General features: G+C 44.6%; 18 protein-coding genes and 3 pseudogenes. All 21 read left to right on the forward strand.

Translation table 11 applies throughout. The features are described from left to right. Positions 1-846, forward strand: a complete 846-nt coding sequence (locus KUH03_RS43065; RefSeq protein ID WP_257097879.1) for a family 43 glycosylhydrolase — start codon at positions 1-3, stop codon at positions 844-846. Continuing rightward, positions 843-1,064 (forward strand): hypothetical protein, encoded by a 222-nt coding sequence (locus KUH03_RS43070; RefSeq protein ID WP_257090703.1) that lies wholly within the window; start codon positions 843-845, stop codon positions 1,062-1,064. The genes KUH03_RS43065 and KUH03_RS43070 overlap by 4 nt, the downstream gene beginning before the upstream one ends. 18 nt (positions 1,065-1,082) lie before the next feature. Continuing rightward, entirely contained in the window at positions 1,083-1,925 is an 843-nt protein-coding gene (locus KUH03_RS43075; protein ID WP_257090704.1) for a hypothetical protein, read from the forward strand. 51 nt (positions 1,926-1,976) lie between these two features. Next, positions 1,977-2,288, forward strand: coding sequence for a hypothetical protein (locus tag KUH03_RS43080; protein ID WP_257090705.1), 312 nt, complete (start codon positions 1,977-1,979; stop codon positions 2,286-2,288). Continuing rightward, entirely contained in the window at positions 2,204-2,743 is a 540-nt protein-coding gene (locus KUH03_RS43085; RefSeq protein WP_257090706.1) for a family 43 glycosylhydrolase, read from the forward strand. The genes KUH03_RS43080 and KUH03_RS43085 overlap by 85 nt, the downstream gene beginning before the upstream one ends. Positions 2,744-2,871: 128 nt before the next feature. After that, positions 2,872-3,305 (forward strand): annotated as a pseudogene (locus KUH03_RS43090) (carbohydrate-binding protein). Positions 3,306-3,316: 11 nt separating this feature from the next. After that, positions 3,317-3,508 carry a hypothetical protein gene (locus KUH03_RS43095; RefSeq protein ID WP_257090707.1) on the forward strand — a complete coding sequence of 64 codons (192 nt, stop codon included), beginning with the start codon at positions 3,317-3,319 and terminating at the stop codon, positions 3,506-3,508. 97 nt (positions 3,509-3,605) lie between these two features. Next, positions 3,606-4,220: a sialate O-acetylesterase gene (locus KUH03_RS43100; RefSeq protein WP_257090708.1), complete on the forward strand. Its 615-nt coding sequence runs from the start codon at positions 3,606-3,608 to the stop codon at positions 4,218-4,220. After that, a complete protein-coding gene (locus KUH03_RS43105; protein WP_257090709.1) occupies positions 4,204-4,746 on the forward strand; it encodes a sialate O-acetylesterase in 543 nt (180 codons plus the stop codon). The genes KUH03_RS43100 and KUH03_RS43105 overlap by 17 nt, the downstream gene beginning before the upstream one ends. After that, positions 4,701-5,213: a hypothetical protein gene (locus tag KUH03_RS43110; protein WP_257090710.1), complete on the forward strand. Its 513-nt coding sequence runs from the start codon at positions 4,701-4,703 to the stop codon at positions 5,211-5,213. Before KUH03_RS43105 ends, KUH03_RS43110 begins: the two co-directional genes overlap by 46 nt. A gap of 87 nt (positions 5,214-5,300) precedes the next feature. Continuing rightward, positions 5,301-5,816 carry a hypothetical protein gene (locus KUH03_RS43115; RefSeq protein WP_257090711.1) on the forward strand — a complete coding sequence of 172 codons (516 nt, stop codon included), beginning with the start codon at positions 5,301-5,303 and terminating at the stop codon, positions 5,814-5,816. Beyond that, entirely contained in the window at positions 5,771-6,655 is an 885-nt protein-coding gene (locus KUH03_RS43120) for a hypothetical protein (RefSeq protein WP_257090712.1), read from the forward strand. Before KUH03_RS43115 ends, KUH03_RS43120 begins: the two co-directional genes overlap by 46 nt. Before the next feature lie 1,030 nt (positions 6,656-7,685). Then, positions 7,686-8,974, forward strand: a pseudogene (locus tag KUH03_RS43125) (glycoside-pentoside-hexuronide (GPH):cation symporter). A gap of 131 nt (positions 8,975-9,105) precedes the next feature. Continuing rightward, positions 9,106-9,405 (forward strand): endo-1,4-beta-xylanase, encoded by a 300-nt coding sequence (locus KUH03_RS43130; RefSeq protein ID WP_257090713.1) that lies wholly within the window; start codon positions 9,106-9,108, stop codon positions 9,403-9,405. 8 nt (positions 9,406-9,413) lie between these two features. After that, on the forward strand, positions 9,414-9,962 hold the full coding sequence (locus tag KUH03_RS43135; protein ID WP_257090714.1) for an endo-1,4-beta-xylanase: 549 nt from the start codon (positions 9,414-9,416) through the stop codon (positions 9,960-9,962). Then, a complete protein-coding gene (locus KUH03_RS43140) occupies positions 9,914-10,147 on the forward strand; it encodes an endo-1,4-beta-xylanase (RefSeq protein ID WP_257090715.1) in 234 nt (77 codons plus the stop codon). The genes KUH03_RS43135 and KUH03_RS43140 overlap by 49 nt, the downstream gene beginning before the upstream one ends. After that, positions 10,144-10,890 carry a family 43 glycosylhydrolase gene (locus KUH03_RS43145; RefSeq protein WP_257090716.1) on the forward strand — a complete coding sequence of 249 codons (747 nt, stop codon included), beginning with the start codon at positions 10,144-10,146 and terminating at the stop codon, positions 10,888-10,890. Before KUH03_RS43140 ends, KUH03_RS43145 begins: the two co-directional genes overlap by 4 nt. A gap of 97 nt (positions 10,891-10,987) precedes the next feature. Continuing rightward, positions 10,988-11,113, forward strand: coding sequence for a hypothetical protein (locus tag KUH03_RS43150; protein WP_257090717.1), 126 nt, complete (start codon positions 10,988-10,990; stop codon positions 11,111-11,113). Positions 11,114-11,149: 36 nt separating this feature from the next. Next, entirely contained in the window at positions 11,150-11,554 is a 405-nt protein-coding gene (locus tag KUH03_RS43155; RefSeq protein ID WP_257090718.1) for a hypothetical protein, read from the forward strand. Further along, positions 11,476-12,380, forward strand: a pseudogene (locus KUH03_RS43160) (alpha-glucuronidase); the annotation flags it as partial. The gene KUH03_RS43155 and the pseudogene KUH03_RS43160, both read left to right, overlap by 79 nt. Next, entirely contained in the window at positions 12,363-13,187 is an 825-nt protein-coding gene (locus KUH03_RS43165) for a hypothetical protein (RefSeq protein WP_257097881.1), read from the forward strand. The pseudogene KUH03_RS43160 and the gene KUH03_RS43165, both read left to right, overlap by 18 nt. The last annotated feature ends 49 nt before the right edge of the window (positions 13,188-13,236 follow it).

Genomic DNA, 13,236 nt, shown 5'->3' on the forward strand with positions numbered 1-13,236 from the left:
ATTGAAAAACAGTTTCCTGTTTTCAAGGACCGCGAACAGCGAGCGATTTTTGGGCTGTCGATGGGCGGAGGGCAGGCGCTGAATTTCGGACTGGGCCATATCGACACCTTTGCCTGGGTCGGTGGCTTTTCTTCTGCACCCAATACAAAGATGCCGCAGGAATTGCTACCTGTTCCAAAAGAAGCTAAAGACAGGCTAAAACTGCTGTGGATCTCCTGTGGTGAGCAGGATGGTTTGCTCAACATCAGTAAGCGTACTCATGCATATCTTTCGGAAGAGGGGGTACCTCATATCTATTATTTGGAGCCTGGAGGGCATGATTTCAATGTGTGGAAAATGACCTCTATCATGTTTCGCAATTGCTATTTAAAAAATGAAAAGCCTAGGAAAACTTATCCTGTTTCTGATCGTAATTTCCTGCAAAGCTGTATCGGCACAGGAGGCACAAAATCCGATTATTTTCGCCGATGTACCCGATATGTCGATGATACGGGTCGGCGATACGTACTATATGAGCAGCACGACCATGCACATGAGTCCGGGGTTCCGATTATGAAATCCCAGGACCTCGTCAACTGGACCCTGGTTAACTATGCCTATGATCATTTGGCAGACAGTGATGCGCTCAACCTGTCGCATCATAAAAATGCCTATGGACATGGCTCCTGGGCAAGTAGCCTGCGCTTTCATGAGGGCCGCTATTATCTGAGCACCTTTTCTTCCAATACGGGGAAAACACATATCTATACCACAAAAGATATAGAAAATGGGCCTTGGCGCGCACATGAATTTCGCCCGATGTTGCATGATCATAGCTTGTTCTTTGATCATGGAAAATATATATGATCTGGGGTAGCGGGCGTCTGCATATTGCTGAATTGGAGGCAGACCTTACGGGGATTAGGGCCGGAACCGAACGTACTTTGATCGAAAATGCTACCTTACCAAGTTTGCCCAAGGGCGCCAAGATGGGATTACCGGCCGAAGGTTCGCAGCTATTCAAGATCAACGGCATGTATTATCTTTTAATATTTCCTGGCCTGCAGGCGGAATGCGCACCGTAATTGTACATCGCGCGCCAATTGGAAGGTCCATATGAAGGGAAAGTTGTTTTACAAGATCAAGGCGTGGCGCAAGGCGGTTTGATTGATATGCCCAATGGACAATGGTATGCTTACCTTTTTCAAGATCATGGTGCTGTCGGTCGGATTCCTTATTTGGTACCGGTCGGCTGGAAAGACGCATGGCCAGTAATGGGAGAAGAGGGCAAAGTTCCAAGCAAGCTGAAACTACCCGAGAGCAAAGGCCTCATGCCGGGTATTGTGAGCTCCGACGAGTTTAGCCGAACGAAAGACCAATCTGCATTGCCCTTAGTATGGCAATGGAACCATCAGCCTGACTCAAACTTATGGTCGGTAACGGAACGTATCGGGTTTTTGCGCTTAAAAACGGGTGAACTTGCCAACGACTTTCTGCAGGCCAAAAACACGCTGACACAACGTACGATAGGCCCCACCTGTAGCGGTTCGATCGCTATTGATGTGTCGCAGATGAAAGATGGCGATTTCGCCGGTTTGTCCCTACTGCAAAAAAACTATGGGCTGCTGGGAGTCCGGATGGAAGGGAAAGACAAATCATTGGTTATGGTCAATGCGCATACCGGGATTCCGGAAGAGGTAGCAAAAATAGCCCTAAAAGAACAACGTATATTTCTAAAAGCCAGCTGCGATTTTAGGAACAGAAAGGATATCGCCCAATTTTATTACAGCACCAACGGAAGCCAGTGGAAAGCCATCGGCAACGAACTGAAGATGAGCTATACAATACCTCATTTTATGGGGTATCGCTTTGCACTTTTTAATTACGCAAGTAAGGCGGCTGGCGGCTACGTAGATTTTGATTATTTCCACTTTACAACAAACTAAGACGATATGAGACGACATTTTTTAACGCGCTTACTTTTTGGATTTCTGATTATGGTCTTGGTAACGATCAATACATTAAAGGCCCAGAATCCGATTATACAAACAGCCTACACGGCCGATCCAGCACCATTGGTATACAATAATCGCCTCTATCTCTATACCACACAGGATGAGGAAGAATCGACCTGGTTTAATATGAACAACTGGCGGGCATATTCAACCAACGATATGGTCAATTGGACCGATCATGGTGCTATCCTTTCGTATACTGATTTTGAATGGGCAAAGGCGACGCCTGGGCGGCGCAATGTGTTGAAAAAAACGGCAAATTTTATCTGTATGTACCTGTCATTTCCAAGCTGAACAATCGTGGAGCGATCGGCGTTGCTGTCGGTGATAGCCCATTAGGGCCATTTCATGACCCTTTGGGAAAACCGCTTGTTCAGAGTGAATGGGGCGATATCGATCCGACTGTATTTATTGATGATGATGGGCAGGCGCATATGTACTGGGGTAATCCCCAGCTGAAATATGTCAAGCTGAATGAAGATATGATCTCCTATACGGGCAATATCGTTGAGGTTCCAATGACGGCGGCAGCATTCGGAAAAAGGGAGGGCGACCCGAAACGACCTACGGGCTATGAAGAGGGTCCTTGGTTGTATAAAAGAAACAGTTTGTATTATCTTTTTTGGCCGGGAGGTCCTTTACCTGAATATATCGCTTATTCGACAAGCAAAAAAGCTGAAGGTCCCTGGACCTACGGGGTGTTATCATGCCTGCCGAAGGTACGGCTTTCACCAACCATCCCGGAGTGATCGACTTTAAGGGTAAAAGTTACTTCTTTTACCATAATGGGGCTTTGAGAGGCGGCGGTGGGTTCACACGCTCGGTCGCCATGCAGGAATTAAAGTTTAATCCCGATGGCAGTGTGCAAGCGATGAAGATGAACTCGGGCGGGGTCCAAGCGCTTACAACATTAAATCCTTATGAACTCACGCAGGCGGAAACCATCTCCTGGTCCGAATATGTTAAATCATATCAAAATAATCAAGTGGGTGTTTTTATCAAAGCACTCAAAAATGGCGCCTACACGAGCCTGAAAAACGTTGATTTTGGTGAAAATGGGGCAACAACATTCTTTGCGAGACTCGGTACAACACACCATAGTGACGTTAACATGGAGGTAAGGTTAAATGCCGTTGATGGCCTACTTTTAGCAACAATACCAGTACCAATGACAGGGGTGACGACAGATGGACCACGGTGGATACGCCGCTTTCCAATAAAGTCACCGGCGTCCATGATCTGTACTTTGTCTTTAAAGGTAAAGCGCCATCGAATATCTTATTTTTTGATTGTTGGAAGTTCGGAAAATAAACGAAAGGGATATGATGAATAGCGCGCGCTTTCTTTTTGTGCCATATTTTTTGCGCCATGTCATGCTGGCCATTGGCTTGGTCTTGCTGCTCCAGCCCTGTTGGGCCGAGCTGCGCCTACCTGCACTTGTGAGCGACTGTATGGTTTTACAACGAGATACCGAACTTAAGATTTGGGGCTGGGCTGCTCCGGGCGAAAAATAACGCTTCGTTTTCGGGGAGCTATTATTATACCGAAACTGGAAAAGATGGTAAGTGGAGCGTAACTATTCCACCACAGCAGTATGGCGGCCCATATCTCATGGAGATCAATGAACTCGTGATCCGGGACATTCTGATCGGCGATGTATGGCTCTGTTCGGGACAGTCCAACATGGAAACACCGATCCAGCGACTTGTTGAGCGATTTCCGGAGATCAATGTTTCCAATAATCACATGATACGTTATTTTAAGGTACCGACGCAAAATAGTGCGCTGGAGCCGAAAGAAGCAATACTTTCCGGCGCGAGGTGGCACTCGGGCATCGCTTCGGATGTCATGAACTGGACAGCCTTAGCATATTTTTATGCGCAGGAATCTTACCAGCATAATGGTATTCCCGTAGGAATGCTCGTTTCCAGCCTGGGTGGCTCGGGGATAGAAAGCTGGATTGATCAGCAGCACTTAAAGCAGTTCCCCGACCTGTTGATTGATCGGGCAGCGGTAGATAGTCTCCAAATACTTGAAAAGATAAGGGCCAGAACCTATGGACCGCTGAAGACTTTGACGACTCGTCCTGGCCAGTTGTGCAAGTACCTGATTATTGGAGTAATCAAAAGAATCCAAACCGGGTATTGTTTATTATCGAAAGCATTTTATGCTTCCAGCGGCCAAAGACGGTCGGCATGCGAAATTGTATTTGGGCACCTTGACTGACAGTGATTCCGTTTATATCAACGGTCATTTCATTGGTACGACAGCTTATCGTTATCCACCACGGGTTTATGATGTGCCTGCGGGTATACTTCATACCGGACAAAACAGCCTGAGCATCAGACTGCGGTGCAATGGCACCGATGGAGGCTTTACACCCGATAAGCCATATCAATTGAAAATAGATGATGTCGCGATAGATCTGGCCGGTGGGTGGCGTTGGCAAGTCGGAATTGATCAACATGAGGTAGACAAGTACAAAAGTCGGCTGCAGCAACTTGCTAAAGCTGGTTCGGGTCTATATCATGGGATGATCTATCCCTTGGCAAACTATCGTATTAAGGGGGTAATCTGGTATCAGGGCGAAGCAAATACAAGTAAGCCCGAGTACTATGAAAGCTATCTAAGCGCGCTGATAAAAAACTGGCGTACCCTGTATCAACAAGCACAGCTTCCTTTTTGCTGGTGCAGCTCCCCAACTTTATGCCTAAGGATACGGTTCCAACCGGCTCAAATTGGGCGCTTCTGAGAGAAGCTCAGTTTCAGGTCAGTCATAAAATACCGGGAACGGCATTAGCAGTGACTTACGATCTAGGGGAATGGAATGACATTCATCCGTTAAATAAAAAGGATATTGCGAAGCGACTATTCTTAGCGGCTCGTAGGCTAGTCTATGGCGAAGATATAGCCGCATCCGGACCCCGATACCAAGGGATGCAGATAGCAGGAGATAAGATCCTGGTTTCCTTTGATCAAATCGGAAAAGGATTGGCAATCCGCCATGGAAAAACATTACAGCATTTCGCTATAGCGGGTGCGGACCGAAAATTTGTATGGGCGAATGCGTTTATTCAACACAATAAAGTCGTGCTGAGCCATCCAACAGTCAAACATCCACAAGCTGTTCGCTATGCCTGGAGCAATAATCCAGAAGATGCAAACCTGATCAGTAAAGAGGGATTATTGGCGATTCCATTTCGTACCGATCATTGGTAGGGAGGAACCCTAAACGTGGACAAATAAATTGAATGGCGCAACGAAAAGTATAATTAAGCAATTTAAATAACTAATTTATAGAATTTTATGAAGCAACTGAATATTGTCCTAAAAAAACGGACAATGGTATTATTATTATCCGTCACAGGGATTCTGTCTACAAAGATCTTGATGGGACAGCAACAAAATAAGATAATGGATTACAGTAAAGGATACGTGCACCAATCGATCGGAAATCCCTATCTTCCGCTTTGGGAGCATCTTCCTGATGGTGAGCCCCGTGTTTTTGAAGATCCAGATCACCCTGGAAAATATCGTGCTTATATCATCGGCTCCCATGATTTACGCTTTACTAGTTATTGCGGCCCGGATATCCGTATGTGGTCTGCACCTATTGATAATCTAACAAGCTGGCGGGATGAAGGCGCTATTTTCACCTATCCAATGGACGCCAAATGGGATGTTATGTATGCCCCAGACCTTGTGGAGGTCAAAAGGAAAGATGGAAAGAAGGAATATTATTTGTTTCCACACAGCAGAGGGGAGCACAGGAAGCCATGGTTGTCAAAGGAGACCGGCCAAACGGCCCCTTTAAACCAATAAATCTGACGGAAGATGGCAAACGTACTTTGCCGGGAAGCATCCTGGGCTTTGATCCGGCGGTCTATATTGAGTACGTGACGGATCCGAAAGACCCCGATTTCGAAATCGGATTCCGGGCATATGGGTTCTGGGGATTTCAACGGTCAATGGCGGCACAATTGGATCAAAAAACCATGTATTCCCTAAGACCCGGAACTGAAATTATCAATTATCTTCTGCCGGCGAGCGCACGATATGGTGAGCTGCGCGACCCAAAAGGAACCACATATCCGAATATATTTAAAGGTGAGGATCTGGGAACTTTTAATTTTTTTGAGGCTTCCTCCATCCGAAAAGTCGGCAACAAATACGTTACGGTATATAGTGGTTATTCGGGACCCGAATATGGTGTAGCTAGTTCCAATTCAACCCTACGCTATGCGGTCGCAGATTCACCCTTAGGGCCATGGAAGGGTGGTGGGGTATTGGTAGACTCCAGGGCTCCGGTATTGAACAAAGATGGTTCGGGTATTGAAACCAGCAATGCCGGGCATAATACACATGGCAGTATTGAGCTGATCAATGGACAATGGTATGTATTTTATCACAGACCACCACGAGGATTTGGCTTTGCAAGACAGGCTGTGGTCGAACCCATCAAGGTGGAATGGGACGAAAAATCTGTGAAGGAGGGTGGGATGGTTTCCATCCGTGCCTTTGATCCCTATCAGGAAAACCTGACAGTCAAAGCTAAACAGGAAAGGAGTATAAAGGTGCAGAAGTCACTTCCGAAGGATTCCATTTTACGGCTTAGCTCCTTACCAGTACTATTCTGCTGGCTACGCTTGTTATCTTTCTGATATCAGTTTACAACAGGATTCCTGGGATGTTTGGGATAATCATATGCCCATAACCAATATGAAAAATGGACATATTGTCGGTTTCAAATATTTCGGATTTGGGGACTCCATCAGGATAAATTTGGATTGAAAGCCTTTCAAGGAACTAAAAGGGAACCAAACAGCCTTCAACCTGTTTATAACACCAAAAACAAAAGCCGCATTTAAGGTCAATGTATGGTTAGATGGCCCTTGGGATAATGAGGTTTGGAAAGGCAAAAGGATTGCCCAAATAAGTATTCCAGCAAATTCCAAATCGGAGGTCACACAATTTACGGTCGATGTAGCCGATATCGTTGATCAGCTGGACCGCAAACACGCCTTATATTTAGTTGCAGAAGGTGGAGATGAAAATGCACTTTTTGATTTTATTGGACTAGGCTTTAGTTCGAAAGATCAAAAAATTGTACGTCCAATAGCACCGACAGTCGATATTACTGTAGATGGTAAAAAACTAGCCCTATCTGCCATTCCGGTAAGATCTACAGATGAGAATGGGATCATTGGATACAATACTTATGAAATTGCGGCTCCTATTCAGGTAAAAGGCAAAAGATTCCTGCTGTAAAAGCATTTTCAGCTAATCCAGAGGTGAAGATTACAGTAAGGCAAGCGGGCTCGCTCGCAGATCATGCCAAAGTCGATTGTATTTACCGGGGACAGACAAAAAGCTACCTCATAAAATATGTAGCCGATTAAATAGAGTCAAGTATCCTTCGAGGGTGAATTCGTTGCAATGTTTTCTATTATTCCGTGTTTAAGGGTCTTTTTAAACATTTTTATTAGCATATAAAACATTTGTATCAGTCGCCCTCGAAAAGGTACTTGTAGTTTTACCTCAGTAATTCAATATTCGATTAACCAATTATATATGGACCAAATGACAACAGCTGTAAAGCCTGCCAAGGGCTTTTATAAGCTTTCAATGAAACAAAGGGTAGGCTTCGGTGCAGGAGATCTGGCGCAGAATCTTATTTACCAGACCGTTTCGATGTACCTATTGCTTTTTTATACCAATGTCTATGGAATATCTGCGGCATCAGCGGGTATTATGTTTCTCGTCGTACGTATTGTTGACGTTGTTTGGGATCCTATCGTAGGCGCGTTTGTCGACAAAAGCAATCCCCGTTTGGGTAAATATAGGTCTTACTTAGTTCTGGGAGGAATTCCGCTTACGGGTTTTGCGATATTGTGCTTTTGGAATGGGTTTTCAGGCTCACTGACCTATGCTTACCTCACTTATGTCGGGCTGTCGATGTTGTATACATTGATTAATGTTCCCTATGGTGCTTTAAATGCCTCTTTAACGAGAGATACGGATGAGGTGACGAAACTGACGTCCATCCGCATGTTTATGGCCAATATTGGCGGGCTCGCGGTTGGCTACGGTGTACCTATTGTCGTGAAATATTTCTCTCCGGATGGAAAGATCAACTCGAAGGACTCTGCCGAAGCCTGGTTTACGACAATGTTTATCTATGCTTTGGTTGGTTTGGTACTGCTATTTTTTGTTTTTCACAAACAAAAGAGCGGGTCATTATGGATGAGAAAGATACCGAAAACGTTCGGGTGTCTGATCTATGGCAAGAATTTAAGCACAACCGGCCCTTGCGTATTCTGGCTTATTTCTTCATTACTGCTTTTGCCATGATGGCCGTCGGAAATTCGGCAGGTTCTTATTATATGATCTATAATGTCAATGCGCCGGATATGCTTCCTTACTTTATGGCCTTGGGATCTTTACCTGCATTTATTTTTATGCCCCTTGTGCCGGCAATCAAACGTGCAATCGGAAAGAAGCAAATGTTCTATGTGTTCCTGGGGATCGCGATTCTGGGCATGCTGATGTTATATATTATTTCATCAAATGAAACCCTTAAGGGGAATATCGGCTTGGTGCTGATTGCGCAATTTATCAAATCTACAGGGGTTATCGTCGCTACAGGATATATGTGGGCACTGGTACCGGAGGTCATATCCTATGGGGAATACAAAACCGGTAAAAGGATATCTGGAATTGTCAATGCGCTCACAGGTATTTTTACAAGGCCGGTATGGCCTTGGGGGTATTATTCGGGACTGGTGCTCGCCTATGTTGCATTTGACAAAGATAATGCAACAGCACAGTCCGCCACAGCCCAAATAGGGATCCTATGGTTGGTGGCTGTCATTCCAGCGCTGCTTCTGTTACTTGCCATGTATATCATTTCCAAATACGAATTGGATGACAGGACGATAGACAAAATCAATCAGGATATTGAATCCCGACATAATAATTAAACTCAACTAGACCATGAATATACTAAAGACTATTGTATTGGCTGCAACAACCCTTATGGGCGTAAATGTTTTCTCTGCGGCTACGCCCTGTATAAACCAGGAGCCTGACTCATTGTCCTTAAAGGAAGCTTTTGAAGATAAATTTTTTTATTGGGACGGCCCTCAACCTCGATCAGATTTGGGAAAGGGATGCTAGGGCCGTTGCAGTCGTCAAACAACAATTCAACTCCATTGTGGCTGAGAACTGCATGAAAAGTATGTTTTTGCAACCTCGCGAGGGAGAATTTTTCTTTAAAGACGCAGATCGCTTTATAGCTTTTGGCCAACAAAATAAGATGCAGATCATCGGTCATACATTAATCTGGCATTCGCAGACTCCGGCTTGGTTTTTGTTGATAAAAATGGAAAAGATGTATCCAGGGATATATTGATTGAGCGCATGCGCAAGCATATACATACTGTCGTGTCTCGATATAAAGGGAAGGTGTCCGGTTGGGACGTTGTCAACGAAGCTATATTGGATAATGGGGAATGGCGTAAAAGTAAATTTTACGAAATTATTGGTCCCGAGTTTATCAAATTGGCATTTCAGTTTGCCCATGAAGCCGATCCCAATGCCGAATTGTATTATAATGACTATTCAACAGCCATTCCCGAAAAGCGAAAAGGGATTATGGCCATGGTGCAACAGGTGAAAGCCGCTGGCGGACAGATCAGTGGAATCGGTATGCAGGAACATAATGCGCTGGACAATCCATCGTTGGCAGAAGTTGAAAAGACCATTCTTGGGTTTGCAGGTCTAGGTGTGAAAGTGATGGTGACAGAGATGGACATTTCCGTACTTCCACATGTGCGGCCCAATATGGGGCTGAAGTTGGCGAACGCCATGCTTACAGTAAGAAGGCGAACCCCTATGAAAAAGGCTTGCCGGCAGACAAGATGGCGGAACTTGGAAAACGATATGTTGACTTTTTTAGGCTATATCTGAAACATCAGGATAAGATATCCCGAGTGACCCTCTGGGGCGTTGGGGATGGAGATTCATGGAAAAATGGCTGGCCTATTCCTGGACGTACGGATTATCCGCTCTTGTTTGACCGTCGTTATCAAGCCAAACCCTTTTTAAAAGATATTATTGCATTGACTCAAAAAAAAGTAATCGTAAAAAAATGAAAAAGAGTAGATATTTATATCCAACTGACTACATGGCGGATCCATCCGCACATGTCTTTGAAAATAAGATATACATTTATCCCTCTCATGATCGGGAGAGTGGGATAGCCGAAAATGATAATGGCGATCATTTTGATATGCAAGACTATCATGTATTTTCCTTGGAAGATGTACAAGCTGAAGTGGTTGACCATGGGAAAGTATTGGCGGTAAAAGATATTCCTTGGTCCGGTCGACAGCTTTGGGATTCGGATGTGACGGAGAAAGATGGCAGATACTATATGTATTTTTCCATGAAGGATAAAAACGATATCTTTCGAATCGGAGTAGCTGTAGCGGATAGACCTTATGGGCCATTTATACCGCAGTCCAATCCAATAAAAGGAAGCTACAGCATAGATCCATGTGCCTTTAAGGATCAGGATGGATCCTATTACTTGTATTTTGGTGGTATCTGGGGTGGACAGCTGCAATTTTATCGAAACAATAAAATTGTTGTGCCGAACGAATTGCCGCAGGATAATGACGCCGCATTGAGTCCCAAGGTTGTGAAATTAGCGGCAGATATGCTGGAGTTTTCAGAACAGCCGCGTGATCTTGTCATTCTGGATAAAAATGGACAATCCTTAAAACAAGGGGATTCCGAAAAACGATTTTTGAGGCATCTTGGATGCATAAATACAAAGACAAATATTATTTTTCTTATTCAACAGGCGACAGTCACCTTATCTGCTATGCCCTAGGGGACAACCCATATGGTCCATTCACTTATCAAGGAGTGATCTTATCACCGGTTGTTGGCTGGACCACGCATCATAGTATTTTGGAATTCCGGGGCAAATGGTATCTTTTTATCATGATTCTGTTCCATCGGGCGGAAAAACCTGGTTAAGGAGCATGAAAGTGATCGAGCTTGAATATGATGAAAACGGATTTATTAAAACCATAGATGGCATGTCGTCTTAACGAACGATTTTATACATTCTCTAACATTTTTTGATTATGCGTGTGCAGTTGCTTTTATTGATGGCTTTGTTGTGTATTCCTTTTCTCGCCAGACCGGAAGATGGGAGTCAGTTGTGGTTACGATTTTCCAAACTCGGGAAGGCGATACATGGCGTAGATATCCTAGGTATAAAGTCAGCGGATCCAACTGTAGCTTTGGCAAAGCAAGAGCTGTTGGACTATTGGAAAGGAGCTGCGATCACCCTGCAAATCGATGTGAAGCAAAAGCAGTTAAAAGATGGCTATCAAATCAATCAGAACGAGAAAAAATCCAGGTTGTCGCCAGTCGTCCAATCGGCTTATTATACGCTGCTTATCATTTGTTGCGCCTGCAGGAAACAGGCGGGCAGTTATCCTCTTCCAAAATCATTGAGATACCATCCTATGATATTCGTGTACTGAATCACTGGGATAATTTGGATGGTACCATAGAACGCGGTTATGCCGGTCATTCGCTATGGCACTGGGCGGAACTGCCGAAAAAGCTATCACCTAGGTACGAGCAATATGCGCGGGCCAATGCTTCCATTGGTATTAATGCTACCGTATTGAACAATGTAAATGCTTCTGCACAGGTATTGGATGCGGGTTATCTTGCCAAAGTGAAAGCGCTAGCAGATGTTTTTCGCAAATATGGGATCAAAGTATATCTATCAGTGAATTTTTCTTCTCCCAAAATTTTGGGTGGTTTACCTGACTCAGATCCTCTCCGTAAAGATGTTCAACGCTGGTGGAAAGCCAAGGCTAAGGAAATTTATACCTTGATACCCGATTTTGGCGGATTTTTAGTCAAAGCGAATTCAGAAGGACAGCCCGGGCCACAGGATTACGGGCGGACACATGCGGATGGTGCGAATATGCTTGCCGATGCACTAAAACCCTATGGAGGTATGGTGTTTTGGCGGGCATTTGTTTATCATCCCACCAAAGATGACCGAGCTAAACAAGCCTATCAGGAATTTGTGCCACTTGATGGGAAATTTAGGGATAATGTTATTGTCCAGATAAAAATGGACCAATAGATTTTCAACCCCGCGAACCGTTCAATCCATTGTTCGGTGCCATGCCGCATACAGCCAAGATGCTCGAATTTCAGTTGACACAGGAGTATTTAGGCTTCTCCAACCATTTGGTGTACTTGGCGCCCTTATTTAGGGAAGTACTGGATAGCGATACTTTTGCTCATGGGGAGGGATCTACTATAGCCAAGATGACAGCTAGCAGTGGAAATCTGCATCGCGAGACTGCAATCGCGGCTGTCGCCAATATTGGTCAAGATAGCAATTGGACAGGTCATCATTTTGCGCAAGCCAATTGGTATGCCTTTGGGCGACTGGCCTGGAATAATACACTTTCTTCAGCGCAAATCGCAGGGGAATGGATAGGCCTCACATTTAGCCGCGAGGAGGCATTTGTTGATCCCGTTAAACAAATCATGCTGAACTCACGGGAGGCTGCCGTTGACTATATGATGCCGCTAGGCTTGCATCATTTGTTTGCCTTTGACCATCATTACGGACCCGAACCCTGGGGAGACATACCCGGTGGTCGTCCGGATTGGATGCCTTGGTATTATCATAACGCAGATAGCCTGGGAATAGGTTTTGACCGTAGTATATATGGGAGCAATGCTGTTGCGCAATATAATCCACCCTTGGATAAGCGATATGGCGTTCGCGCAAACTGTCCGGAAAATCTGTTGTTATGGTTTCATCATGTGCCCTGGGACTATCGGATGAAAAGTGGTAAAACACTTTGGACAGCGTTATGTTACCATTATGATCAAGGGGTTCAGAAAGTACGTGAATTTCAAAAAGTTTGGGATCGAATGGAGAAACATATAGATCCTTATCGTTTTAAATCGGTACAATCCAAGCTTAGAATGCAAGCGCGCGATGCCGTCTGGTGGAAAGACGCCTGCCTGCAATATTTTCAACTGTTTTCGGGACAGCCTATTCCTTACGAATTAGAGCGTCCTATTCATGATTTAGAAGAATTAAAAAGAATCAAACTGCCTATGGGGCATCATAATTAGGTGATCCATAAATTGTGCTAGTTTTCAGTTCGTTGCCAAATACGGTACT

It is taken from the genome of Sphingobacterium sp. E70 (assembly GCF_019285695.1).
GTDB lineage: Bacteria > Bacteroidota > Bacteroidia > Sphingobacteriales > Sphingobacteriaceae > Sphingobacterium > Sphingobacterium detergens.

Coding starts and splice junctions, on each gene's coding strand:
- KUH03_RS43155 (WP_257090718.1), top strand. CDS start 11,150: ATGCGTGTGCAGTTGCTTTTATTGATGGCTTTGTTGTGTATTCCTTTT.
- KUH03_RS43095 (WP_257090707.1), top strand. CDS start 3,317: ATGATGAATAGCGCGCGCTTTCTTTTTGTGCCATATTTTTTGCGCCAT.
- KUH03_RS43135 (WP_257090714.1), top strand. CDS start 9,414: ATGCGCAAGCATATACATACTGTCGTGTCTCGATATAAAGGGAAGGTG.
- KUH03_RS43165 (WP_257097881.1), top strand. CDS start 12,363: ATGACAGCTAGCAGTGGAAATCTGCATCGCGAGACTGCAATCGCGGCT.
- KUH03_RS43100 (WP_257090708.1), top strand. CDS start 3,606: ATGGAGATCAATGAACTCGTGATCCGGGACATTCTGATCGGCGATGTA.
- KUH03_RS43150 (WP_257090717.1), top strand. CDS start 10,988: ATGGTATCTTTTTATCATGATTCTGTTCCATCGGGCGGAAAAACCTGG.
- KUH03_RS43140 (WP_257090715.1), top strand. CDS start 9,914: ATGGCGGAACTTGGAAAACGATATGTTGACTTTTTTAGGCTATATCTG.
- KUH03_RS43120 (WP_257090712.1), top strand. CDS start 5,771: ATGGTTGTCAAAGGAGACCGGCCAAACGGCCCCTTTAAACCAATAAAT.
- KUH03_RS43115 (WP_257090711.1), top strand. CDS start 5,301: ATGAAGCAACTGAATATTGTCCTAAAAAAACGGACAATGGTATTATTA.
- KUH03_RS43110 (WP_257090710.1), top strand. CDS start 4,701: ATGCCTAAGGATACGGTTCCAACCGGCTCAAATTGGGCGCTTCTGAGA.
- KUH03_RS43085 (WP_257090706.1), top strand. CDS start 2,204: ATGGGCAAAGGCGACGCCTGGGCGGCGCAATGTGTTGAAAAAAACGGC.
- KUH03_RS43145 (WP_257090716.1), top strand. CDS start 10,144: ATGAAAAAGAGTAGATATTTATATCCAACTGACTACATGGCGGATCCA.
- KUH03_RS43080 (WP_257090705.1), top strand. CDS start 1,977: ATGGTCTTGGTAACGATCAATACATTAAAGGCCCAGAATCCGATTATA.
- KUH03_RS43070 (WP_257090703.1), top strand. CDS start 843: ATGATCTGGGGTAGCGGGCGTCTGCATATTGCTGAATTGGAGGCAGAC.